The sequence below is a fragment of the Citrobacter sp. RHBSTW-00029 genome (genome assembly GCF_014104295.1).
GTDB classification, from domain to species: Bacteria; Pseudomonadota; Gammaproteobacteria; order Enterobacterales; family Enterobacteriaceae; genus Citrobacter; species Citrobacter youngae.
Window position 1 is genome coordinate 4,050,503 of the sequence record NZ_JABXRT010000001.1, and the last position, 24,512, is coordinate 4,075,014.

18 protein-coding genes, 2 tRNA genes, 3 rRNA genes and 1 pseudogene are annotated in these 24,512 nt (G+C 51.0%); 9 read left to right on the plus strand and 15 right to left on the minus strand.

Annotated features, from left to right (window positions below; translation table 11 throughout):
• The first annotated feature begins 47 nt into the window (after positions 1–47).
• Positions 48–740, plus strand: coding sequence for a porin OmpL (gene ompL, locus HV041_RS19610; protein WP_048214041.1), 693 nt, complete (start codon positions 48–50; stop codon positions 738–740).
• Between the two features lie 70 nt (positions 741–810).
• On the opposite strand, the gene typA is transcribed toward ompL, so the two are convergent.
• The gene (gene typA / locus HV041_RS19615) at positions 811–2,634 is read right to left on the minus strand and encodes a ribosome-dependent GTPase TypA (RefSeq protein ID WP_003028641.1); all 1,824 of its coding nucleotides are present in this window, start codon (positions 2,632–2,634) and stop codon (positions 811–813) included.
• A gap of 379 nt (positions 2,635–3,013) precedes the next feature.
• Here typA and glnA point away from each other — a divergent pair, with 379 nt between their 5' ends.
• From glnA to HV041_RS19635, 4 genes are all read left to right on the plus strand, one after another.
• Complete coding sequence (gene glnA, locus HV041_RS19620; RefSeq protein ID WP_003028638.1) at positions 3,014–4,423, plus strand: glutamate--ammonia ligase; 1,410 nt, start codon at positions 3,014–3,016, stop codon at positions 4,421–4,423.
• Between the two features lie 299 nt (positions 4,424–4,722).
• Positions 4,723–5,772, plus strand: a complete 1,050-nt coding sequence (gene glnL / locus HV041_RS19625; protein WP_003028636.1) for a nitrogen regulation protein NR(II) — start codon at positions 4,723–4,725, stop codon at positions 5,770–5,772.
• A gap of 11 nt (positions 5,773–5,783) precedes the next feature.
• A complete protein-coding gene (gene glnG / locus HV041_RS19630; protein WP_101741990.1) occupies positions 5,784–7,193 on the plus strand; it encodes a nitrogen regulation protein NR(I) in 1,410 nt (469 codons plus the stop codon).
• Between the two features lie 112 nt (positions 7,194–7,305).
• On the plus strand, positions 7,306–7,416 hold the full coding sequence (locus HV041_RS19635) for a YshB family small membrane protein (protein ID WP_086523820.1): 111 nt from the start codon (positions 7,306–7,308) through the stop codon (positions 7,414–7,416).
• A gap of 39 nt (positions 7,417–7,455) precedes the next feature.
• On the opposite strand, the gene hemN is transcribed toward HV041_RS19635, so the two are convergent.
• From hemN to HV041_RS25140, 3 genes and pseudogenes are all read right to left on the minus strand, one after another.
• Positions 7,456–8,829 carry an oxygen-independent coproporphyrinogen III oxidase gene (gene hemN / locus HV041_RS19640; RefSeq protein WP_121585267.1) on the minus strand — a complete coding sequence of 458 codons (1,374 nt, stop codon included), beginning with the start codon at positions 8,827–8,829 and terminating at the stop codon, positions 7,456–7,458.
• Positions 8,830–9,017: 188 nt separating this feature from the next.
• Positions 9,018–9,527, minus strand: coding sequence for a Der GTPase-activating protein YihI (yihI, locus tag HV041_RS19645; protein ID WP_249424109.1), 510 nt, complete (start codon positions 9,525–9,527; stop codon positions 9,018–9,020).
• A 169-nt stretch (positions 9,528–9,696) separates the two neighbouring features.
• A pseudogene (locus tag HV041_RS25140) lies at positions 9,697–9,831 on the minus strand (hypothetical protein).
• A gap of 260 nt (positions 9,832–10,091) precedes the next feature.
• On the opposite strand from HV041_RS25140, the gene yihA reads away from it, so the two are divergent.
• Positions 10,092–10,724, plus strand: coding sequence for a ribosome biogenesis GTP-binding protein YihA/YsxC (yihA, locus tag HV041_RS19650; RefSeq protein WP_003840416.1), 633 nt, complete (start codon positions 10,092–10,094; stop codon positions 10,722–10,724).
• 332 nt (positions 10,725–11,056) lie between these two features.
• Here the strand turns inward: yihA and polA are convergent, their stop codons facing one another.
• Positions 11,057–13,843 (minus strand): DNA polymerase I, encoded by a 2,787-nt coding sequence (gene polA, locus HV041_RS19655; RefSeq protein WP_121585266.1) that lies wholly within the window; start codon positions 13,841–13,843, stop codon positions 11,057–11,059.
• 306 nt (positions 13,844–14,149) lie between these two features.
• Positions 14,150–14,395, minus strand: coding sequence for a hypothetical protein (locus HV041_RS25145; RefSeq protein ID WP_225807950.1), 246 nt, complete (start codon positions 14,393–14,395; stop codon positions 14,150–14,152).
• Between HV041_RS25145 and HV041_RS19660 the strand changes: the two genes are divergently transcribed.
• Positions 14,289–15,143: an acyltransferase gene (locus HV041_RS19660; protein WP_233610891.1), complete on the plus strand. Its 855-nt coding sequence runs from the start codon at positions 14,289–14,291 to the stop codon at positions 15,141–15,143. The two genes, HV041_RS25145 and HV041_RS19660, sit on opposite strands and share 107 nt — an antisense overlap.
• Before the next feature lie 12 nt (positions 15,144–15,155).
• Here the strand turns inward: HV041_RS19660 and dsbA are convergent, their stop codons facing one another.
• The 3 genes from dsbA to HV041_RS19675 form a co-directional block, all read right to left on the minus strand.
• The gene (dsbA, locus tag HV041_RS19665; protein ID WP_003028621.1) at positions 15,156–15,779 is read right to left on the minus strand and encodes a thiol:disulfide interchange protein DsbA; all 624 of its coding nucleotides are present in this window, start codon (positions 15,777–15,779) and stop codon (positions 15,156–15,158) included.
• A 16-nt stretch (positions 15,780–15,795) separates the two neighbouring features.
• On the minus strand, positions 15,796–16,782 hold the full coding sequence (locus tag HV041_RS19670) for a serine/threonine protein kinase (protein ID WP_121585265.1): 987 nt from the start codon (positions 16,780–16,782) through the stop codon (positions 15,796–15,798).
• A gap of 76 nt (positions 16,783–16,858) precedes the next feature.
• Positions 16,859–17,128 carry a YihD family protein gene (locus HV041_RS19675; RefSeq protein WP_003028616.1) on the minus strand — a complete coding sequence of 90 codons (270 nt, stop codon included), beginning with the start codon at positions 17,126–17,128 and terminating at the stop codon, positions 16,859–16,861.
• A 69-nt stretch (positions 17,129–17,197) separates the two neighbouring features.
• Between HV041_RS19675 and mobA the strand changes: the two genes are divergently transcribed.
• Positions 17,198–17,782, plus strand: coding sequence for a molybdenum cofactor guanylyltransferase MobA (mobA, locus tag HV041_RS19680; protein ID WP_121585264.1), 585 nt, complete (start codon positions 17,198–17,200; stop codon positions 17,780–17,782).
• Positions 17,779–18,288, plus strand: a complete 510-nt coding sequence (gene mobB, locus HV041_RS19685; protein WP_182294259.1) for a molybdopterin-guanine dinucleotide biosynthesis protein MobB — start codon at positions 17,779–17,781, stop codon at positions 18,286–18,288. Before mobA ends, mobB begins: the two co-directional genes overlap by 4 nt.
• Before the next feature lie 95 nt (positions 18,289–18,383).
• Here the strand turns inward: mobB and rrf are convergent.
• The 6 genes from rrf to hemG all read right to left on the minus strand — a co-directional run bounded on the left by rrf (position 18,384) and on the right by hemG (position 24,511).
• A 5S ribosomal RNA gene (rrf, locus tag HV041_RS19690) occupies positions 18,384–18,499 on the minus strand.
• Between the two features lie 99 nt (positions 18,500–18,598).
• Positions 18,599–21,505: ribosomal RNA gene (locus HV041_RS19695) — 23S ribosomal RNA — on the minus strand.
• Positions 21,506–21,713: 208 nt separating this feature from the next.
• A tRNA-Ala gene (locus HV041_RS19700) sits at positions 21,714–21,789 on the minus strand.
• A gap of 111 nt (positions 21,790–21,900) precedes the next feature.
• A tRNA-Ile gene (locus tag HV041_RS19705) sits at positions 21,901–21,977 on the minus strand.
• Positions 21,978–22,048: 71 nt separating this feature from the next.
• Positions 22,049–23,590 (minus strand): 16S ribosomal RNA (locus HV041_RS19710).
• Together the 16S, 23S and 5S rRNA genes with 2 tRNA genes alongside form the textbook arrangement of a ribosomal RNA operon.
• 375 nt (positions 23,591–23,965) lie before the next feature.
• Positions 23,966–24,511, minus strand: a complete 546-nt coding sequence (hemG, locus tag HV041_RS19715; protein WP_005133225.1) for a menaquinone-dependent protoporphyrinogen IX dehydrogenase — start codon at positions 24,509–24,511, stop codon at positions 23,966–23,968.
• Position 24,512: the final 1 nt, after the last annotated feature.

Sequence of the window (24,512 nt, forward strand, 5' to 3'; positions counted from 1 at the left end):
CATCCCAATGGATGGCGGCCTCCCTACGCTTAAAAAATGGATTTATCATGAAAAAATTAACGACAATAATTCTCTTATCCTCTGTGGTATCAACCTCTGCTTTCGCTGGAGCCTATGTAGAAAACCGCGAAGCATATAACCTGGCGTCCGATCAAATAGAGGTCATGATGCGCGTCGGCTATAACTCTGATATGGGTGCGGGCATCATGCTCACCAACACCTACACGATGCAACGCAAGGATGAGCTAAAACACGGCTATAACGAAATAGAGGGCTGGTATCCATTATTTAAACCGACAGATAAATTGACAATCCAACCTGGCGGGCTAATAAACGATAAGAGTATTGGTTCTGGCGGTGCTGTTTATCTGGATGTTAACTATAAATTTACACCGTGGTTTAATCTTACCGTGCGTAATCGATATAACCATAATAACTACAGTTCAACCGACCTGAACGGCGACTTGGATAATAATGATACCTATGAAATAGGTAACTACTGGAACTTTGCCATTACCGATAAATTTTCCTATACCTTTGAACCGCACTATTTTATGCGAGTTAATGACTTCAATAGCAGCAACGGAAAAGATCATCACTGGGAAATTACCAATACCTTTAAGTATCGGATCAATGAACACTGGTTGCCCTACCTGGAATTACGCTGGTTAGATCGCAATGTTGAACCCTATCATCGCGAACAAAACCAGATTCGTGTTGGGGCAAAGTATTTCTTCTGATGCTGCTGATGATAAAAAAAGCCGCTGATAATCAGCGGCTTTTTTATGCTTACCTGAGAAAGAGCGTTAATTACTCTTCTTTCGCGCCACGCATTGCACGGCGACGATCGTTTTCAGTCAGGTGACGCTTACGAATACGGATAGAGGTTGGAGTAACTTCTACCAGTTCGTCGTCATCGATGAATTCCAGAGCCTGCTCCAGAGTCATCTTAACCGGCGGAACCAGAACCGTCGCTTCGTCAGTACCGGACGCACGCATGTTGGTCAGTTTCTTACCGGTCAGGCAGTTTACAGTCAGGTCGTTAGAGCGGCTGTGAATACCGATGATCTGGCCTTCGTAAACTTCAGCACCGTGACCCAGGAACAGCTTACCGCGGTCCTGCAGGCTGAACAGTGCGAACGCAACTGCTTTACCCTGGCCGTTGGAGATCAGTACGCCGTTCTGACGCTGACCCACATCACCCGCACGAACGTCGTCGTAGTGGCTGAAGGTGGAGTACAGCAGACCGGTACCGGAAGTCATGGTCATGAATTCTGAACGGAAGCCGATCAGACCACGGCTTGGGATCACGTAGTCAAGACGTACGCGGCCTTTGCCATCTGGATTCATGTTTTTCAGGTCGCCTTTACGCTCACCCAGAGCCTGCATGACAGAACCCTGATGCTGCTCTTCGACGTCCAGCGTTACGTTTTCGAACGGCTCTTGTTTACGGCCATCGATTTCGCGGAAGATAACTTTCGGACGGGAAACCGCCATTTCGAAACCTTCACGACGCATGTTTTCAATCAGAACAGACAGGTGCAGCTCACCACGACCGGATACGCGGAACGCATCCGCATCTTCGGTTTCTTCAACGCGCAGCGCAACGTTGTGCACCAGCTCTTTGTTCAGGCGGTCAAGGATCTGACGAGAGGTAACATATTTACCTTCTTTACCACAGAACGGAGAGGTGTTTACGCAGAAGAACATGGTTACGGTCGGTTCATCAACGGACAGAGCCGGCAGCGCTTCGACGTTCTGCGGATCGCAGATGGTGTCGGAGATGTTCAGTTCGCCCAGACCGGTGATCGCGATGATATCGCCTGCTTCGGCAATATCGCTCTCGATACGTTCCAGACCCAGATGAGTCAGAACTTTACCGACTTTACCGTTACGGGTTTTGCCTTCGCTATCAATGATAGTGATCTGCTGGTTCGGTTTAACTTTACCGCGTTTAATGCGGCCGATGCCGATTACGCCAACGTAGTTGTTGTAGTCCAGCTGAGAGATTTGCATCTGCAGCGGGCCATCAAGGTCTACGTTCGGAGCCGGTACACGATCAACGATGGTCTGGTACAGCGGAGTCATGTCTTCAGCCATATCTTCGTGATCCAGACCTGCGATACCGTTCAGCGCGGAAGCGTAAACGATCGGGAAGTCCAGCTGTTCGTCGGTAGCGTCGAGGTTAACGAACAGGTCGAATACCTGATCAACAACCCAGTCAGGACGCGCGCCAGGACGGTCAACTTTGTTGATAACAACAATTGGCTTCAGGCCATGGGCAAAGGCTTTTTTGGTCACGAAGCGCGTCTGCGGCATCGGACCATCCATTGCATCCACCACCAGCAGCACGGAGTCGACCATGGACATTACACGTTCAACTTCACCACCGAAGTCGGCGTGCCCCGGGGTATCAACGATGTTGATACGGTAGTCATTCCATTTGATAGCGGTGTTTTTAGCGAGGATGGTAATCCCACGCTCTTTCTCCAAATCGTTGGAGTCCATCACGCGCTCTTGGGTTTCAGCACGTGCATCGAACGTACCGGATTGTTGGAGCAGCTTGTCTACCAGGGTCGTTTTACCATGGTCTACGTGCGCGATGATGGCGATGTTACGCAAATTTTCGATCACAACTTTGCCTCAGGCATTTTAGAAATAGCGCGTTATTGTACACGGATTAATCGCAGTACAAAACAGGATCACAAACATCCTCCGCAAACAAGTATTGCAGAGTTTCTTTGTGATCACATTCACGGAGCGTTAAAAGGGGTAATCTGACATGCTTTGCACCAATATGGTGCTTAATGTTCACATTAAAGCACTATAATGGTGCAATACAACCTTCATGGTGCAGCCCCTTTGCACGATAGTGCGCATGATAACGCCTTTTAGGGGCAATTTAAAAGTTGGCACAGATTTCGCTTTATATTTTTTACGGCGACACGGCCAATTTTTGCAGAATTGAAGACTTCGTTACCACGACGACCATGACCAATCCGGGAGAGTAAGTATGTCCGCTGAACACGTTTTGACGATGCTGAACGAACACGAAGTGAAGTTTGTTGATTTACGCTTCACTGATACCAAAGGTAAAGAACAGCACGTCACTATTCCTGCTCATCAGGTAAATGCCGAATTCTTTGAAGAAGGCAAAATGTTTGACGGCTCCTCAATCGGTGGCTGGAAAGGCATTAACGAATCAGACATGGTTCTGATGCCAGATGCGTCTACTGCACTCATCGACCCGTTCTATGAAGAGTCTACCCTGATCATCCGTTGCGATATCCTGGAACCCGGTACGCTACAGGGCTATGACCGCGACCCGCGCTCCATCGCAAAACGCGCTGAAGAGTATCTGCGTTCTACCGGCATCGCAGACACCGTTCTGTTCGGGCCAGAGCCAGAGTTCTTCCTGTTTGACGACATCCGCTTCGGCGCATCTATCTCCGGTTCTCACGTGGCTATCGATGACATCGAAGGCGCATGGAACTCCTCCACCAAATACGAAGGTGGTAACAAAGGTCACCGTCCTGGCGTGAAAGGCGGTTACTTCCCGGTTCCTCCGGTAGATTCTTCTCAGGACATCCGTTCTACCATGTGTCTGATCATGGAAGAAATGGGTCTGGTTGTTGAAGCGCATCACCACGAAGTGGCGACCGCTGGCCAGAACGAAATCGCGACCCGCTTTAACACCATGACCAAAAAAGCGGACGAAATTCAGATCTACAAATACGTTGTGCACAACGTTGCACACCGTTTCGGTAAAACCGCGACCTTTATGCCAAAACCGATGTTCGGTGATAACGGTTCCGGTATGCACTGCCACATGTCCCTGTCCAAGAACGGCGTAAACCTGTTCTCTGGCGACAAATATGCGGGTCTGTCTGAGCAGGCGCTGTTCTACATCGGCGGCGTAATCAAACACGCTAAAGCGATCAATGCCCTGGCTAACCCGACCACCAACTCCTACAAGCGTCTGGTCCCAGGCTACGAAGCGCCGGTAATGCTGGCTTACTCTGCCCGTAACCGTTCTGCTTCTATCCGTATTCCGGTTGTTGCTTCCCCGAAAGCGCGTCGTATTGAAGTGCGTTTCCCGGACCCGGCTGCTAACCCGTACCTGTGCTTCGCAGCGCTGCTGATGGCTGGTCTTGACGGTATCAAGAACAAGATCCACCCGGGCGAAGCCATGGACAAAAACCTGTATGACCTGCCGCCGGAAGAAGCGAAAGAGATCCCACAGGTTGCAGGTTCTCTGGAAGAAGCACTGAAAGAACTGGATCTGGACCGTGAGTTCCTGACTGCAGGCGGCGTGTTCACCAATGAAGCGATTGATGCGTACATTACGCTGCGTCGCGAAGAAGATGACCGTGTGCGTATGACTCCGCACCCGGTAGAGTTTGAGCTGTACTACAGCGTTTAATTTAACTTTTACACTCTCACATAAAAACGTGCAGAGAATGTAATAACCAATGGATTTCTTGCTACAGCAAGGCAGCAATTGAGTGAATCCCCGGGAGCTTACATAAGTAAGTGACTGGGGTGAGCGAAAGCAGCCAACACAGCTGTCGGGAGAAAGACGAAGGTTTTAGTTGCCGTGGAACTTTTAGCCCATCCCAGGATGGGCTTTTTTCTCCACTAACAACCTGCTTTCTCGCGCTTTTTTGATGTAAAAAGCTATAATGCACTAAATTAGTGCAACACTTTTCAGGAGACTGCTGAATGGCAACCGGCACGCTGCCCGATGCTGGGCAGATCCTCAATTCTTTAATCAACAGCATTTTGCTCGTCGACGATGAGCTGGCGGTACATTACGCCAACCCGGCGGCACAGCAGCTGCTCGCCCAAAGCTCCCGCAAACTGTTTGGGACACCGCTTCCCGATCTGTTGAGTTATTTCTCCTTAAACATCGGACTGATGCGAGAGAGCCTGGAAGCAGGCCAGGGCTTTACGGATAACGAAGTGACGCTGGTGATAGACAGCCACTCACATATCCTCTCAGTGACCGCTCAGAGGCTGCCTGATGGCCTTATCCTGCTGGAGATGGCGCCAATGGATAACCAGCGCCGTCTGAGTCAGGAGCAGCTCCAGCACGCCCAGCAGATTGCCGCCCGCGATCTGGTGCGCGGTCTGGCGCACGAAATCAAGAACCCTTTAGGTGGATTACGCGGCGCAGCGCAGCTACTCAGCAAAGCGCTTCCGGACCCGGCGCTGACCGAATATACCAAAGTCATTATTGAGCAGGCCGACCGCCTGCGTAATCTGGTCGACCGTCTGCTGGGACCACAACAGCCTGGCATGCATGTCACGGAAAGTATTCACAAGGTGGCGGAGCGCGTGGTGGCGCTGGTGTCGATGGAGCTCCCGGAAAACGTCACGCTGATTCGTGATTACGACCCGAGTCTGCCCGAATTACTGCACGATCCGGACCAGATCGAGCAGGTTCTGTTAAACATCGTGCGCAATGCTTTACAGGCGTTGGGAGCGGAAGGCGGTGAGATCATTCTGCGTACCCGCACCGCGTTTCAACTCACGCTGCACGGCGTACGTTATCGCCTGGCGGCACGGATTGATGTTGAGGATAACGGTCCGGGTATTCCCTCGCATTTGCAGGACACGCTGTTCTACCCAATGGTCAGCGGTCGCGAAGGCGGTACCGGCCTTGGATTATCCATCGCCCGTAATTTGATTGATCAACATTCCGGCAAAATTGAATTTACCAGCTGGCCGGGTCATACCGAGTTCTCGGTTTACCTGCCTATCAGGAAATAAAGGTGACGTTTATGCAACGAGGAATAGTCTGGGTCGTTGATGACGATAGTTCCATCCGTTGGGTGCTTGAACGTGCGCTCGCAGGGGCAGGGCTAAGCTGTACCACATTTGAAAGTGGTAAAGAGGTGCTGGACGCGCTGGCCAGCAAAACGCCTGACGTACTGTTGTCGGATATTCGCATGCCGGGCATGGACGGTCTGACGCTGTTAAAACAGATCAAAGCGCGGCATCCGATGCTTCCGGTCATCATAATGACCGCACACTCCGATCTGGATGCTGCCGTCAGCGCCTACCAGCAAGGGGCGTTTGATTATCTGCCCAAACCTTTTGATATCGATGAAGCCGTGGCGCTGGTCGAACGTGCCATCAGCCATTATCAGGAACAGCAGCAACCGCGCAATATTCAGATCAACGGCCCAACAACTGACATCATCGGCGAAGCGCCGGCAATGCAGGATGTCTTTCGCATAATTGGCCGACTGTCCCGGTCGTCAATCAGCGTATTGATTAACGGAGAGTCCGGGACCGGTAAAGAGCTGGTCGCCCATGCGTTGCATCGTCATAGCCCGCGCGTCAAAGCGCCCTTTATCGCGCTGAACATGGCGGCTATTCCGAAAGATTTGATCGAGTCTGAGCTGTTTGGCCATGAAAAAGGGGCGTTTACCGGGGCAAATACGATTCGCCAGGGGCGCTTTGAACAGGCTGACGGCGGTACGCTATTTCTCGATGAAATAGGTGATATGCCGCTGGACGTGCAAACGCGTTTACTGCGCGTATTAGCCGACGGGCAATTTTATCGCGTTGGCGGCTATGCGCCCGTGAAGGTGGACGTACGTATCATCGCCGCCACGCACCAGAATCTGGAACTGCGCGTACAGGAAGGCAAATTCCGCGAAGACTTATTCCATCGTCTGAACGTCATCCGCGTGCATCTGCCGCCGCTGCGTGAACGTCGGGAAGATATCCCCCGTCTGGCACGTCATTTCCTGCAGGAGGCCGCGCGCGAACTGGGCGTTGAAGCCAAACAATTACACCCGGAAACCGAGGCGGCGCTGACCCGTCTGGCCTGGCCGGGTAACGTGCGTCAGCTTGAGAACACCTGCCGCTGGTTAACCGTCATGGCCGCCGGGCAGGAAGTGCTGATTCAGGACTTACCGGCCGAACTGTTTGAAGCCAGCGTGCCCAATGCGCCTTCACACATGCAGCCGGACAGCTGGGCAACCCTGTTGGCACAGTGGGCAGACCGGGCCTTGCGTTCCGGTCATCAAAACTTGCTGTCAGAGGCTCAACCGGAGATGGAGCGCACGCTGTTGACCACCGCGCTACGTCATACCCAAGGGCACAAACAGGAAGCCGCACGCCTGCTTGGCTGGGGCCGTAATACCTTGACGCGTAAGTTAAAAGAGCTCGGAATGGAGTGACGATTCGTCACTGTGTAAAGATTGATAATTGAGCGCAAACTGCTGCTATTTTGCGCTTTACTGTTCCGATGAGTTAAGTATGATCGTGCCCGGCAAACGGGGGGAAGTCATCATGCTGGAATCAATCATTAATCTGCTATCGAGCGGCTCAGTCGACAGCCACACGCCACAAACTGCGGTTGCCGCAGTGCTGTGTGCGGCGCTGGTTGGGCTGTTTAGCTAAGCAGTTTGCCCGGTGGCGCTGGCGCTACCGGGCAAAACGTTAAATCACCCGTGAGAACTGCTGCATGCGTGCTTTCTGCCGCAGATAGGCATCAAAGCACATACAAATATTGCGGATCAGCAGGCGCCCCTTCGGCGTAACCTGAACCCCCTTCTCATCCACATCCACCAGCCCATCTTTCGCCAGTGGTGCCAGCAGTTTCAGGTCTTCGGCAAAATAGTCAGCGAAGTTCAGATCCCATTGCTGTTCCACAGCGGCATAGTCGAGGCGGAAGTTACAGATCAGGAGCTTAATAACATCACGACGGATGCAGTCATCGCGGGTCAGGGCAATTCCGCGCCACAGTGCGTTCCCCTGCTCGTCAACCTGCTGATAATAGCGCTTCAGCTCTTTCTGGTTCTGCGCGTAGTTGTCACCAATCATACTAATGGCTGACACGCCCATTCCCAGCAGATCGGTATCACCCTGGGTGGTATAACCCTGGAAATTACGATGCAGCACACCCTTGCGTTGAGCAATCGCCAGCTCATCATCCGGCCGAGCAAAGTGATCCATACCAATGAACTGATAACCGGTTTCGGTCAGTGAAGAAATGGTTTCCTGCAGGATATCCAGCTTCTGCTGCGCGCTGGGCAGGTCAGCGTCTTTAATCTTGCGCTGAGCGGCAAACAGCGTCGGCAGGTGCGCGTAGTTGAAGACGCTCAGTCGGTCTGGATTCAGCTCAGCAACGCGTTTCAGGGTAAAGGCGAAACTTTCCGGCGTCTGTTTTGGCAAACCATAAATCAGATCGATATTCGTTGAGGTAAAGCCAATCTCACGCGCATGATTCAGCAGCGCAAAGATAAACTCCTCATCCTGCTCACGGTTCACCAGGCGCTGAACTTCTTTGTTGAAGTCCTGTACCCCCATGCTCAGGCGGTTAAAACCTTCAGCACGTAAATGATCAAGGACATCCAGCTCAATTTCGCGCGGATCAACTTCGATCGAGATTTCGGCGTCATCGTTAAAGTTGAAATTACCACGCAGCAGCGACATCAAACGGCTGATTTGCGCTTTATTTAAGTAAGTTGGCGTACCGCCGCCCCAATGCAGTTGGCTGACATGGCGTCCGACGAACAGCGGAGCGCGGTGAATAATTTCTTGTTCCAGGGCATCGAGGTATTGATCGGCTTTATGCTGCTGGCGAGTCACAATCTTGTTGCAGCCACAGAAGTAGCACAGTTTGTGGCAGAACGGGATGTGAACGTATAGCGAGAGCGGACGCTCAGGATAACGCGCCACGGCCTTTAGAAATGCTTCTGTGCCGTAGTCTTCAGAAAACTCCAGCGCGGTCGGGTACGAGGTATATCGTGGCCCGGAATAGTTATATTTCTGGATCAGGGCCAGGTCCCAGTCTATTAGCTGCTCTGACATGCTCACTCCTTCCGATGGCGTCTCTGGCGGGTACGGCGTACCGGCTTAACCCCAGTGCGGGTGATGAGCCGGTTGCGCAGCCACTTCTGTCGCCGCGACAACCGCTGTAGTTTAACGAATAACCACACCAGATAACATATAACCGGAAGGGTTATAAGCAGGACGGGAAGACCCACGGTGTAAAATCGTTAGTTGCCGCCTTTCAGCAGGCGCATCATGTCTTCCTGCTTTTCTTCCTCTTCCTCTTCTTCCTCGTCATCGTAAGAAAGACCCAGCTTTTGCATCAGCTCATCGATGCGGTCCAGCTTGGCATCAACCCAGGACTGATCTTCCGCGCTCAGGGTTTCTCCTGCTTCAAGACGCTCCAGCAGCGCATCCAGGCGCTCATCCGTTTCCAGTAAATCCAACTCAGCCTGTGGTGAAAGCATAGGTTTCTCACTCTTCGGTTTGTGCTGTTTGGTGACTTTTTCGGTCACGCCCAATGGAATGGGGTTTTTGCTGCCAATACGAGGATCTTTTTGCTTGTTTTGGTTTCCGCCACCAGAACCGCCTTCGCTACCGGACGCACGGCTACCCGCCGCATGACCACGGTGTTTTTTCTGGCGCTTACGGTCGCGAGCTTCCTGGTTAATTTCTTCGCGTGTTTTACGACGCGCTTTTGCAGGACCTTTACCGCGTGGTGTAGAAGTTGGTTTCATCATGATTCGTCTTTGGCTGTATTTATTCAGTATATAATTGCGCCGGAATCTAGCAGAAATAAAGAAAAAAGGCGACAGAGTAATCTGTCGCCTTTTTTCCTGACTCTCAACCCTTACGGGCTCTACTATCCCTGTTGGCTATCAACACACCCTGTTTTTCCCTTAGCCTCTAACATTCCGTGTTGTTTCCATTTCCTTTTACTAACGTCTCCGGACGTTTGTCTTCCTGACAATCCTGTGTCTTCGCCTCCTGGCGCTCCTGACCCTCATCCTGAGTCGTTTATCCTGTCAGCTTCCTCGCTATGGACGCTACTTTACCGTTTTGGTTTAAACGTACAAGTAACCTGGGTAACAATTTCTGATTTTAAGAATAGCGCCCAAATGTAACTCTATGATTTATTCTAGTTCTGTCATTTTTTACTCTGTCATCTCGTATAGAAACTGTCGGCAATGTCTCACAAAGCGCGGGGTTTTTACTCACACAGCCCACTCGTCGAAAAACCAGCCTTTTGCTGGGGTTCAGGTATAATCGCTGCAAAGCCCTGATTGATGGAGAGGACTGCTTTGACTAACTTGAATTATCAACAGACGCACTTTGTGATGAGTGCGCCTGATATTCGCCACTTACCTTCCGATACCGGTATAGAAGTGGCTTTTGCTGGCCGTTCCAACGCAGGCAAATCCAGTGCGCTAAATACCCTGACCAATCAAAAGGGTCTGGCGCGTACCTCTAAAACTCCAGGCCGTACTCAGCTCATCAACCTGTTTGAAGTTGTGGACGGTAAACGCCTGGTCGACCTGCCTGGTTATGGTTATGCCGAAGTCCCGGAAGAGATGAAACGTAAATGGCAGCGCGCACTGGCCGAATACCTGGAAAAACGCCAGAGCCTGCAAGGTCTGGTGGTATTGATGGATATTCGCCACCCGCTAAAAGATCTCGACCAGCAGATGATCCTGTGGGCTGTGGAGAGCAACGTTCAGGTTCTGGTGCTGCTGACTAAAGCAGACAAGCTGGCCAGCGGCGCGCGCAAAGCGCAGCTGAATATGGTACGTGAAGCCGTACTGGCATTTAACGGTGATGTGCAGGTAGAAGCATTTTCATCACTGAAAAAGCTGGGTGTGGACAAACTGCGGCAGAAGCTGGATAGCTGGTTTAGTGAGCTGGCGCCGATTGAAGAGATGCAGGACGGGGAATAACCCACCGTATTGCCGGATGGCGCCGCTGCGCGTCTTATCCGGCCTACAGTATGTGCAAAACCTTCTTTCGCACAATAAAAAACGCCCCAGTCATTACTGACTGGGGCGGCTAAAATATTCAGCCAAATCCGATTACGTGAAGTAAAAGGTCTGAAAGATAGAACATCTTACCTCTGTACCCTACGTGAATAACTTTACTCTTTTTTAAGCAGCTCAGAAAGCACTTTTTGTAATTTTTTTTCATTCCTTACATAGGGAATTCTAATGGACATCACAAAAAGCTCTATCTTATGTTGCTTAGTTACGAAAAAGAGCCGTTATTCAGTAAACCCTTAGTGCGCCTGATCCCAGTTCTCACCACTACCGACTTCCACCAGCAATGGCACATCAATTTGCGTCTCGTTTTCCATCAGCTGATGGATCTTTTTCGAGACGCTTTCGAGGTCATCTTTATGCACTTCAAACACCAGTTCATCGTGCACCTGCATGATCATACGCACACGCGGTTGCTCGGTTTGCAGCCATCCGTCCACCGCAATCATCGCTCGTTTGATAATGTCTGCGGCAGTACCCTGCATCGGGGCGTTAATTGCCGCGCGTTCTGCACCGGCGCGGCGAGCGCCATTACTGGATTTAATATCCGGTAAATAGAGACGGCGACCTTCCAGCGTTTCTACATAGCCCTGCTCTTTCGCCTGCGCGCGGGTGCGTTCCATATATTCCAACACGCCTGGGTAGCGTTCGAAGTAGAGATCCATGTACTTCTGCGCTTCTTTACGCGGAATATTCAACTGGCGCGCCAGACCAAAAGCGCTCATCCCGTAGATCAAACCGAAGTTGATGGCTTTCGCGCTGCGGCGTTGCTCGCTGGTCACAGAATCAAGCGGTAAACCAAAGACTTCTGCCGCCGTTGCGCGGTGAATATCTTTCCCTTCGGCAAACGCGGTAAGCAGACCTTTATCACGTGAAAGGTGCGCCATGATACGCAGTTCAATCTGTGAGTAGTCCGCAGAGACAATCACGTAGTCTTCTGGCGCAATGAACGCCTGACGAATACGACGACCTTCGTCATTACGTACCGGGATGTTTTGCAGGTTCGGATCTGTTGAAGACAAGCGACCCGTTGCGGTAACTGCCTGATGATAGGAAGTGTGCACGCGCCCGGTTTTCTTGTTAATCATCAACGGAAGCTTATCCGTATAGGTCGACTTCAGTTTTGCTAAACCACGATATTCCAGGATCACTTTCGGCAATGGATAATCCAGCGCGAGCTCTTCCAGCACCTCTTCTGACGTTGATGGCGCGCCGCCAGGGGTTTTCTTCAGCGGCTTAATACCCTGCTTTTCAAACAGGATGGTTTGCAGTTGCTTGGTGGAAGAGAGGTTAAACGCTTCTCCGGCGATCTCGTGTGCTTTTTGCTCCAGCTCGTTCAAACGCAGCGTTAGCTCTTCTGAATGTTTGTGCAGAACAGCCGGATCGATTTTCACACCGTTGCGCTCAACACGAGACAAAACCGGCACCAGCGGCATATCGATATTTTCAAAGACGTTCAGTGGCCCTTTATGCTGCTGTAATTCTGGCCACATTTTCAGATGAAGCTGTAGCGTAACGTCGGCGTCTTCCGCAGCGTAACGACCGGCCTCTTCCAGTGCTATCTGGTTAAAGGTCAGCTGGTTTTTGCCCTTTCCGGCGATCTCTTCAAAGGTGATGGTTTTATGTTTCAGCCAGCGGTCCGACAGGCTGTCCATATCGTGTCGCCCAGCGACGCTGTTAAGAATGTAGGATTCAAGCATGGTGTCAAAGGTGATACCGCGCAGCTCGATGCCATAGTTCGCCAGGATACCGCGATCGTACTTCAGGTTCTGCCCGACTTTGTGCGCGTTCTCATCCTCAAGCAGCGGCTTCAGCAGCTCCAGCGCGCGATCGCGAGCTATTTGATCGGGGGCATCCAGGTAATCGTGGGCAACAGGAACATATGCCGCCACACCCGGTTCAATGGCAAAAGACAGGCCAACCAGATTCGCGGAAATATTGTCCAGGCTGTCAGTTTCAGTATCGAAGGCAAAGACAGGTGCTTTTTTCAGCTTCGCGATCCACTCTTCCAGCGTCGCTTCGTCCAGAATCGTCACATAGTTATCATACGAAAGAACCGTAGCCGGCTCCTCAGGCGTTTCATCGACGACAATAGTTTCTTGCGGTTTTGCCGCCGGCTTCGTCCCTTTCGCCTGTAGCCATTTACCCGCTTCAACGTCAGTAACCCAACGTTTGAATTCATACTGTTTAAACAGGCCAAGCAGTTCTTCTGCTGCCGGTTGACGGACTTCCAGCTGCTCGCAGGTCAACTCCAGCTCAACATCCGTTTTGATGGTAGCCAATTGATAAGAGAGGTACGCCACCTCTTTATTCTGCTCAAGTTTGCCCGCCATTGTTTTCGCACCACGGAATGTCAGCCCCGCAATTTTGTCTGATTCCGCATAGAGAGTATCCAGCCCACCCAGCCCCTGCAGCAGAGCCTGCGCAGTTTTTTCACCTACGCCTGGAACGCCAGGAATGTTATCTGAGGAATCCCCCATCAGCGCCAGGAAATCGATGATCAGTTCCGGCGGGACACCGTATTTATTCACCACTTCATCCGGACCGAGGATCGTATTGGTCATGGTGTTGATCAGGGTGATATTCGGCGTCACCAACTGAGCCATATCTTTATCACCAGTGCTAATCAGCACCGGGCGCCCCACCTTCTCCGCTTCCCGCGCCAGCGTACCGATAACATCGTCCGCCTCCACGCCAGAAACCGCCAACAGTGGCAGCCCCATCGCTTTTACCATCGCATGCAGAGGTTCAATCTGCGCACGCAGATCGTCCGGCATGGGTGGGCGGTGCGACTTATAGTGTTCGAATAACTCATCACGGAAGGTTTTACCCTTGGCGTCGAATACCACCGCTGCGTGGGTCGGCTGATACTGCAAAATCAAGCTACGCAGCATGTTGAGGACACCGTACATCGCGCCCGTAGGTTCTCCTGCGCTGTTAGTCAGCGGTGGGAACGCGTGGTATGCGCGATACAGGTATGATGAGCCATCTACAAGGATAAGTGGGTTTTCTGGGATCTGAACCATAATGTCCGTGCCTGTTTATCAGATTATGGGTAAAGGATGCCACAGACAGGATGAAAACATGAGTTTTTCGCCGCATTTGTCGAAAAACTTTTGTAGATCTTCTGCTTTGCTCGCAAAGACAGCTGTGGATAACTTTGTGAATAAATAATTTACAGCTCTTTAAATATAACAAGGCAATTATTGCCTCATAATATTTTTATATATATTTCAATGAATTAAATAAATACACAGCATTTTATTCCATTTTTACAGCTTATATCCTGATGTGGATAGATATTCCTGTTTTTTCTATTCAGCGAAGATCCATCATTTGGTTCGTTTTCTGATAAAATCAGCCCCTTGCGCCTCATTTAGCGCACTATCTATGGCTAACCTTTTGAATAATTTAATTATGACGAGAATACTCGCTGCGATAACGCTGTTGCTGAGTATCGTATTGACCATATTGGTCACGATTTTTTGTTCTGTGCCGATCATCCTTGCAGGGGTTGTAAAACTCCTTTTGCCCATTCCTGTCGTCTGGCGCAAGGTTTCTGTCTTCTGTAATTTCATGATGTATTGCTGGTGTGAAGGTCTGGCGCTACTGCTGCACCTTAATCCACGATTAAAGTGGGATATCGAGGGGCTGGAAGGTCTTAGCAAGAAAAATTGGTATCTGCTCATTTGTAACCATTACAGCTGGGCTGATATCGTTGTGCTTTGCGTTCTATTCCGTAAGCACATCCCGATGAATAAATACTTCCTCAAGCAGCAGTTAGCCTGGGTACCCTTTATTGGCCTGGCCTGCTGGGCGCTGGATATGCCGTTTATGAAACGCTATTCGCGTGGTTATCTGCTTCGCCACCCGGAACAGCGCGGTAAAGATGTCGAAACAACGCGTCGTTCCTGCGAGAAATTTCGTGCGCATCCAACAACCATTGTGAATTTTGTTGAGGGTTCACGGTTTACCAAAGAAAAACGCGAGCAAACCCGTTCACCCTATCAAAACCTGCTTCCTCCCAAGGCGGCCGGTATTGCGATGGCCTTGAACGTCCTGGGGTCACAGTTCGATAAAATGTTGAACGTCACGTTGTGCTATCCGGAAAACAGCAGCCGACCGTTCTACGATATGCTGAGCGGTAAGTTAACGCGGATTGTCGTGCGGGTGAATCTGGAGCCAATCCATGAAGAGTTGCACGGTGATTACGTAAACGATAAGGGATTCAAGCGTCGGTTTCAGCTATGGCTAAATACGCTGTGGAGTGAGAAAGACGCGCAGCTCGATGCAATTAAAGCCTCAAATAAAAAAGCCGGTCAGTGACCGGCTTTTCTTTTACTTCTGACCGACCAGATACTTCACGGTATCCGCATACTGTTGTACAAAGATATCCATGCTGCTGGTGTCCATACCCTGCGGGTTGACCTGATATTTGCCATTAACAAACATCGCCGGCACGCCCTGCAGCTGCAAGTCAGCCGCCGCTTTTTCCTGCTGCGCCACGAGTGATTTCACCACGAAGCTGTTCCATGCCGCATCATAGTCTTCGCCTTTAATACCTGCGTCGACAAACACTTTGCGGATATCTGCAACAGATTGAACGGTCTGAGTTTTCTGAACCCCTTCAAACAGCGGAACAGTGACCTGATCTTCAACGCCCAGCGCCATAGCAACCGCCCATGCCTGCGTCAGATCTTTACCCAAAGGCCCCAGAAATTCGACGTGGTATTTGGTCATCTTGGTGCCTTCCGGCAGCTTTTTCTTCACATTATCAGACACGTGAAGCACTTCTTCAAACTGGTAGCAATGTGGGCAGTAGAAGGAGAAAAACTCCAACACCTGCGGTTCACCCGCAACAGGCTTTTCCAGTGTGATGTACTGCTTACCATCCTGGAACTGCGCTGCCGATGCGCTAAAAGCTAAAACCATACCAGCCAGCGCCAGCCATATTTTTTTCATGTTCAAGTTTCTCCGATTAATACATTGGCGTTAATTGTAAGGGGGGCTCTTGCAGAATTTTTGCCTGCTCAATAAAGGTCGCAGTCTGACGATGCCAGTAATCTTCCCCGGTTAACCACGGGAAGTTTTTTGGAAACGCAGGGTCAGCCCAACGTCGAATTAGCCAGGCAAGATAATAAACTAAACGCATAGCGCGTAAAGGTTCTATCAGTCCGATTTCAGAGATGTCGAACTCACTAAACTCTTCATAAGCCTCGATAATGGTTTCAAGCTGCATGCGTTGTTCAGCTTTATCGCCATTGAGAAGCATCCATAAATCCTGAACAGCCGGACCATTACGAGCATCATCTAAATCGACAAACATCGGGCCATCGCGCCACAAAATATTACCGGCATGACAATCACCGTGCAGGCGTAACGTGGTAAAACGCGTATGCCAGCGTTCGGTAACGATCGCGATAAGCGCATCCGTGGCCTTCAGGAAGGCCGCTTTTTGCCCTGATGGGATTAGCTGTGCGTGTTCAAAAACGTTACGCGGCTCAGTCAGATACTCTTCAAGGCCAATCGTTGGGCGGAAGGCAAAAGTACGCTTGCATCCGGTCTGATGCATACGCCCCAGATAGCGACCCACCGCCTCCATCTGATCGATGTTGTCGGCCTCAAACTGTCGCCCGCCGACGCTGGGGAAGATCGCATAATGAAAACCCTGATGACTTAACAGCGTTTGGCCGTTTAGTACTAGCGGCGCAGCGACCGGGACTTCATCGCTCACCAGTTCCAGAGCAAACTGGTGTTCTTCCTGGATCTGATCGACAGACCAACGTTCAGGGCGATAAAACTTAACGACAAAACGTCGACGGTCTTCGTCCTGGAATTGATAGACACGGTTTTCATAGCTGTTAAGCGGGGTAAGCCCGGAATCCACCCGGATCCCCTGCTCAAACAGTGCATCCATGATGGTATCCGGGTGTAGCGTCTGGAAATTAAAAGCGTTGTCGTTCATCCCATCATCCGGAAAATACTACGAATGATTCAGGATATCATTTCGCAGCGCTTTCGGTGGTGGCGATTACAAGCTTTTACTCTTTAATTACGCCACGTGCGCGGAGTAGTGCAGTTTTAAAATCTTCTTCATAATCTTTCTGAATACCTGGGATGACCGCGTCTTTCGCCGAGTCACGCATTTTCAGGTGATAGATCAGAATGTCATCAGTTAAATCCGCCAGTTCGCCGTCAAAACCTGACTCTTGCGCCAGTTTCTGTAAAAATTGCATCAGGTTTAGATCGGGTTCTTTCTGCCAGGCTGGCTGGAGGAGTTCAATAACTTCATTCAGACGTTTACATTTCATGGTTGTGCTCCTTAGGCTCAATACGGATACGTTAGCAGGGTCAATCCCACATTAAAAGAGGCGATATCAGTGATTCTGGATAGTGCAATAACAGGGGTTGTGCTGGCAGGTGGTAAGGCCAGACGGATGGGCGGAACCGATAAAGGTTTGCTTGAGCTGGACGGAAAACCTCTTTGGCGACATGTGGCAGATACCCTCGCTTTGCAGGTCGAAACCGTGGTGGTCAATGCTAATCGCCACCGGGAGATTTACCATCAAAGCGGCCTGAAAGTGATCCCCGATTCATTGGCCGATTATCCTGGTCCACTGGCCGGAATGCTGTCGGTATTCCTGCAACAAACAGGAGACTGGTTTCTATTCTGCCCGTGCGATATGCCCTATATTCCTCACGATCTGGTCACACGTTTGAAGGAACAGCGCAAAGCTGCACCGGTTGTCTGGGTGCATGATGGTGAAAGAGATCACCCAACCATTGCGCTGATGCACCGCTCTATGCAGCCTTTGCTGCAGGATTATCTTCAGTCCGGTGAACGACGCGTTATGGTCTTTATGCGTCTGGCTGGCGGTCATGCTGTCGATTTCAGCGATCATAAAGATGCGTTCGTAAACGTGAACACCCCCGAAGAGCTCGCAAAATGGCAGGAAAAATCATGATCCCATTACTCGCCATTGCGGCATGGAGCGGCACGGGAAAAACCACGCTGCTCAAAAAATTGATCCCGGAACTACGTGCCAGAGGTATACGTCCCGGATTGATTAAGCATACTCATCACAAGATGGATGTCGACAAGCCCCGTAAAGATAGCTATGAGCTACGTAAAGCCGGAGCGGCGCAAACGCTGGTTGCCAGTAAGCAACGTTGGGCGTTAATGGTTGAAACACCTGAAAAGCCCGAACTGGACCTGGCCTATCTGGTTAGCCGGATGGATGCTTCGACGTTAGATATGGTGCTTGTTGAAGGCTTTAAGCATGAACCTGTCGCGAAGATATTGCTGTTTCGTGAAGCGGCAGGGCACAGCATTGCTGAGTTGTCTATTGATGAGCACACTATTGCGGTGGCCAGCGACGTTGCGCTGGATGTAGGTGTGCCGATTCTGGACCTCAATGATCTAAACAGCATCGTCGAGTTTATTGTTAGTTGGCTGCGTACCCACCCGTAGGCCGGATAAGGCGCTGCGCCGCATCCGGCAATGTGCACCCCGCACAGACGCAAAAAAGCCCATCCGTCAGGATGGGCTTCTTCACTTTAATTGATGCCTGGCAGTTCCCTACTCTCGCATGGGGAGACCCCACACTACCATCGGCGCTACGGCGTTTCACTTCTGAGTTCGGCATGGGGTCAGGTGGGACCACCGCGCTACAGCCGCCAGGCAAATTCTGTTTATCAACACACCTCTTGGGCATGTCGATGTAATCTGTAATCAAGCTGAAATCGATGTCTGTCTTTCGCCAAAACACCTTCGGCGTTGTAAGGTTAAGCCTCACGGTTCATTAGTATCGGTTAGCTCAACGTATCGCTACGCTTACACACCCGACCTATCAACGTCGTCGTCTTCAACGTTCCTTCAGGAGACTTATAGTCTCAGGGAGAACTCATCTCGGGGCAAGTTTCGTGCTTAGATGCTTTCAGCACTTATCTCTTCCGCATTTAGCTACCGGGCAATGCCATTGGCATGACAACCCGAACACCAGTGATGCGTCCACTCCGGTCCTCTCGTACTAGGAGCAGCCCCCCTCAATTCTCCAGCGCCCACGGCAGATAGGGACCGAACTGTCTCACGACGTTCTAAACCCAGCTCGCGTACCACTTTAAATGGCGAACAGCCATACCCTTGGGACCTACTTCAGCCCCAGGATGTGATGAGCCGACATCGAGGTGCCAAACACCGCCGTCGATATGAACTCTTGGGCGGTATCAGCCTGTTATCCCCGGAGTACCTTTTATCCGTTGAGCGATGGCCCTTCCATTCAGAACCACCGGATCACTAAGACCTGCTTTCGCACCTGCTCGAGCCGTCACTCTCGCAGTCAAGCTAGCTTATGCCTTTGCACTAACCTCCTGATGTCCGACCAGGATTAGCTAACCTTCGTGCTCCTCCGTTACTCTTTAGGAGGAGACCGCCCCAGTCAAACTACCCACCAGACACTGTCCGCAACCCGGATTACGGGTCCACGTTAGAACACCAGCCATTAAAGGGTGGTATTTCAAGGTTGGCTCCATGCAGACTGGCGTCCACACTTCAAAGCCTCCCACCTATCCTACACATCAAGGACCAGTGTTCAGTGTCAAGCTATAGTAAAGGTTCACGGGGTCTTTCCGTCTTGCCGCGGGTACACTGCATCTTCACAGCGAGTTCAATTTCACTGAGTCTCGGGTGGAGACAGCCTGGCCATCATTACGCCATTCGTGCAGGTCGGAACTTACCCGACAAGGAATTTCGCTACCTTAGGACCGTTATAGTTACGGCCGCCGTTTACCGGGGCTTCGATCAAGAGCTTCTCCTTACGGATAACCCCATCAATTAACCTTCCGGCACCGGGCAGGCGTCACACCGTATACGTCCACTTTCGTGTTTGCACAGTGCTGTGTTTTTAATAAACAGTTGCAGCCAGCTGGTATCTTCGACTGATTTCAGCTCCATGAGTAAATCACTTCACCTACATATCAGCGTGCCTTCTCCCGAAGTTACGGCACCATTTTGCCTAGTTCCTTCACCCGAGTTCTCTCAAGCGCCTTGGTATTCTCTACCTGACCACCTGTGTCGGTTTGGGGTACGATTTCGTGTTACCTGATGCTTAGAGGCTTTTCCTGGAAGCAGGGCATTTGTTACTTCAGCACCGTAGTGCCTCGTCATCACACCTCAGCGTTAGTAGTGTTCCGGATTTACCTAAAACACCCGCCTACATGCTTAAACCGGGACAACCGTCGCCCGGCTAACATAGCCTTCTCCGTCCCCCCTTCGCAGTAACACCAAGTACAGGAATATTAACCTGTTTCCCATCGACTACGCCTTTCGGCCTCGCCTTAGGGGTCGACTCACCCTGCCCCGATTAACGTTGGACAGGAACCCTTGGTCTTCCGGCGTGCGGGTTTTTCACCCGCATTATCGTTACTTATGTCAGCATTCGCACTTCTGATACCTCCAGCATGCCTCACGACACACCTTCAACGGCTTACAGAACGCTCCCCTACCCAACAACACATAGTGTCGCTGCCGCAGCTTCGGTGCACAGTTTAGCCCCGTTACATCTTCCGCGCAGGCCGACTCGACCAGTGAGCTATTACGCTTTCTTTAAATGATGGCTGCTTCTAAGCCAACATCCTGGCTGTCTGTGCCTTCCCACATCGTTTCCCACTTAACTGTGACTTTGGGACCTTAGCTGGCGGTCTGGGTTGTTTCCCTCTTCACGACGGACGTTAGCACCCGCCGTGTGTCTCCCGTGATAACATTCTTCGGTATTCGCAGTTTGCATCGGGTTGGTAAGTCGGGATGACCCCCTAGCCGAAACAGTGCTCTACCCCCGAAGATGAGTTCACGAGGCGCTACCTAAATAGCTTTCGGGGAGAACCAGCTATCTCCCGGTTTGATTGGCCTTTCACCCCCAGCCACAAGTCATCCGCTAATTTTTCAACATTAGTCGGTTCGGTCCTCCAGTTAGTGTTACCCAACCTTCAACCTGCCCATGGCTAGATCACCGGGTTTCGGGTCTATACCCTGCAACTTAACGCCCAGTTAAGACTCGGTTTCCCTTCGGCTCCCCTATTCGGTTAACCTTGCTACAGAATATAAGTCGCTGACCCATTATACAAAAGGTACGCAGTCACCCCATAAAGAGGCTCCCACTGCTTGTACGTACACGGTTTCAGGTTCTTTTTCACTCCCCTCGCCGGGGTTCTTTTCGCCTTTCCCTCACGGTACTGGTTCACTATCGGTCAGTCAGGAGTATTTAGCCTTGGAGGATGGTCCCCCCATATTCAGACAGGATACCACGTGTCCCGCCCTACTCTTCGAGTTCACAACCTGTGCATTTTGGTGTACGGGACTATCACCCTGTACCGTCGGACTTTCCAGACCGTTCCACTAACACACAAGCTGATTCAGACTCTGGGCTGCTCCCCGTTCGCTCGCCGCTACTGGGGGAATCTCGGTTGATTTCTTTTCCTCGGGGTACTTAGATGTTTCAGTTCCCCCGGTTCGCTTCATTACGCTATGTATTCACGTAATGATAGTGTGACGAATCACACTGGGTTTCCCCATTCGGAAATCGCCGGTTATAACGGTTCATATCACCTTACCGACGCTTATCGCAGATTAGCACGTCCTTCATCGCCTCTGACTGCCAGGGCATCCACCGTGTACGCTTAGTCGCTTAACCTCACAACCCGAAGATGTTTCTTTCGATTCATCATCGACTTGCAAAAATTTGAGAGACTCGAACACACCGCTTTTCATTTCTTATTACGGAGAAATGAAACAGTGTGTCGTTTCAATTTTCAGCTTGATCCAGATTTTTAAAGAGCAAAACTTCGCAGTGAACCTTTTCAGGTACACTCTGAAGTTTTCTTGTGTTTTTGCAGTAAAGATGGTGGAGCTATGCGGGATCGAACCGCAGACCTCCTGCGTGCAAAGCAGGCGCTCTCCCAGCTGAGCTATAGCCCCATCGTAAAACTGTTTTCTCTGTTACCGTTAATTCGGTGTCGGGCAAGGCGTGGTGACACGAAGCATACTGAAGTATGCGAGCGTCGCCGCAACGCAGCACGGCAGCGAATTTGGTAGGCCTGAGTGGACTTGAACCACCGACCTCACCCTTATCAGGGGTGCGCTCTAACCACCTGAGCTACAAGCCTGCAGAGATTTTCTTACTGCTAATTTTCATCAGACAATCTGTGTGAGCACTACAAAGAACGCTTCTTTAAGGTAAGGAGGTGATCCAACCGCAGGTTCCCCTACGGTTACCTTGTTACGACTTCACCCCAGTCATGAATCACAAAGTGGTAAGCGCCCTCCCGAAGGTTAAGCTACCTACTTCTTTTGCAACCCACTCCCATGGTGTGACGGGCGGTGTGTACAAGGCCCGGGAACGTATTCACCGTGGCATTCTGATCCACGATTACTAGCGATTCCGACTTCATGGAGTCGAGTTGCAGACTCCAATCCGGACTACGACGCACTTTATGAGGTCCGCTTGCTCTCGCGAGGTCGCTTCTCTTTGTATGCGCCATTGTAGCACGTGTGTAGCCCTACTCGTAAGGGCCATGATGACTTGACGTCATCCCCACCTTCCTCCAGTTTATCACTGGCAGTCTCCTTTGAGTTCCCGGCCGAACCGCTGGCAACAAAGGATAAGGGTTGCGCTCGTTGCGGGACTTAACCCAACATTTCACAACACGAGCTGACGACAGCCATGCAGCACCTGTCTCAGAGTTCCCGAAGGCACCAATCCATCTCTGGAAAGTTCTCTGGATGTCAAGAGTAGGTAAGGTTCTTCGCGTTGCATCGAATTAAACCACATGCTCCACCGCTTGTGCGGGCCCCCGTCAATTCATTTGAGTTTTAACCTTGCGGCCGTACTCCCCAGGCGGTCGACTTAACGCGTTAGCTCCGGAAGCCACGCCTCAAGGGCACAACCTCCAAGTCGACATCGTTTACGGCGTGGACTACCAGGGTATCTAATCCTGTTTGCTCCCCACGCTTTCGCACCTGAGCGTCAGTCTTTGTCCAGGGGGCCGCCTTCGCCACCGGTATTCCTCCAGATCTCTACGCATTTCACCGCTACACCTGGAATTCTACCCCCCTCTACAAGACTCTAGCCTGCCAGTTTCGGATGCAGTTCCCAGGTTGAGCCCGGGGATTTCACATCCGACTTGACAGACCGCCTGCGTGCGCTTTACGCCCAGTAATTCCGATTAACGCTTGCACCCTCCGTATTACCGCGGCTGCTGGCACGGAGTTAGCCGGTGCTTCTTCTGCGAGTAACGTCAATTGCTAAGGTTATTAACCTCAACACCTTCCTCCTCGCTGAAAGTACTTTACAACCCGAAGGCCTTCTTCATACACGCGGCATGGCTGCATCAGGCTTGCGCCCATTGTGCAATATTCCCCACTGCTGCCTCCCGTAGGAGTCTGGACCGTGTCTCAGTTCCAGTGTGGCTGGTCATCCTCTCAGACCAGCTAGGGATCGTCGCCTAGGTGAGCCGTTACCCCACCTACTAGCTAATCCCATCTGGGCACATCCGATGGCAAGAGGCCCGAAGGTCCCCCTCTTTGGTCTTGCGACGTTATGCGGTATTAGCTACCGTTTCCAGTAGTTATCCCCCTCCATCGGGCAGTTTCCCAGACATTACTCACCCGTCCGCCACTCGTCACCCAAGGAGCAAGCTCCTCTGTGCTACCGTTCGACTTGCATGTGTTAGGCCTGCCGCCAGCGTTCAATCTGAGCCATGATCAAACTCTTCAATTTAAGTTTGATGCTCGTGAATTAAACTTCGTAATGAATTACGTATGTTCACTCAGAGACTTGGTATTCATTTTTCGCCTTGCGACGTTAAGAATCCGTATCTTCGAGTGCCCACACAGATTGTCTGATAAATTGTTAAAGAGCAGTGCCGCTTCGCTTTTTCTCAGCGGCGCGGGGTGTGCATATTACGCCATCCCGCTACGAAGTCAAGCATTTAATTTCGCCTTCTTCGCCGGAGTTCTCAGTGGAACCCCGCTGACCCGGCGGCTTGCGTGCCGTTGTTCCGTGTCAGTGGAGGCGCATTATAGGGAGTTATTTCAGGCTGACAAGGGGAAATTTAAAATAATTTTCCAAGTGCGTGTTTTTTATTCTTTGCGTTTATTTTAACAACGTTTTGTTGGTTAATTGGGCAATTTCCCGGGCAAACCCCGCCACCTGTTCCCAGTCGGTATAGATCACTTCTTTCTTCGTATCCGTTTCACCGCCTGACATCTTCATTATCAGTTGGATCATAACGCGGTCATACCAGCGATAGCGGGGATACAGCAAAGCACCCGCAATGACTGCACTGTGATCTGGTCGCCACGGCGAACTCATCAGGAACTTACGCGCATAGCTGTTAGTTTGAGGCGTTCGTTTTTCCGGTTTACGGGCAACGAGGTTTACAGAGTAAAACGCACTCGGCATCGTATTCAGCTGCGTGGCATGCTTTTTCACAAATTCCTGAAATGCAGAATGGTAATGGCCATAGCGAATTGATGCACCAATCACCACACTGTCATAATTTTTCCACTCAGGCTCTTCGGTACGATGCAAATTCATGACATCTGCCCAGACACCCAGCTCTTTAAGTTCAGAAGCCAGATACTCAGCGATTTCGCGCGTTTGTCCGTCCCGGGAAGAAAAAAGAATCAGTGTTTTCACG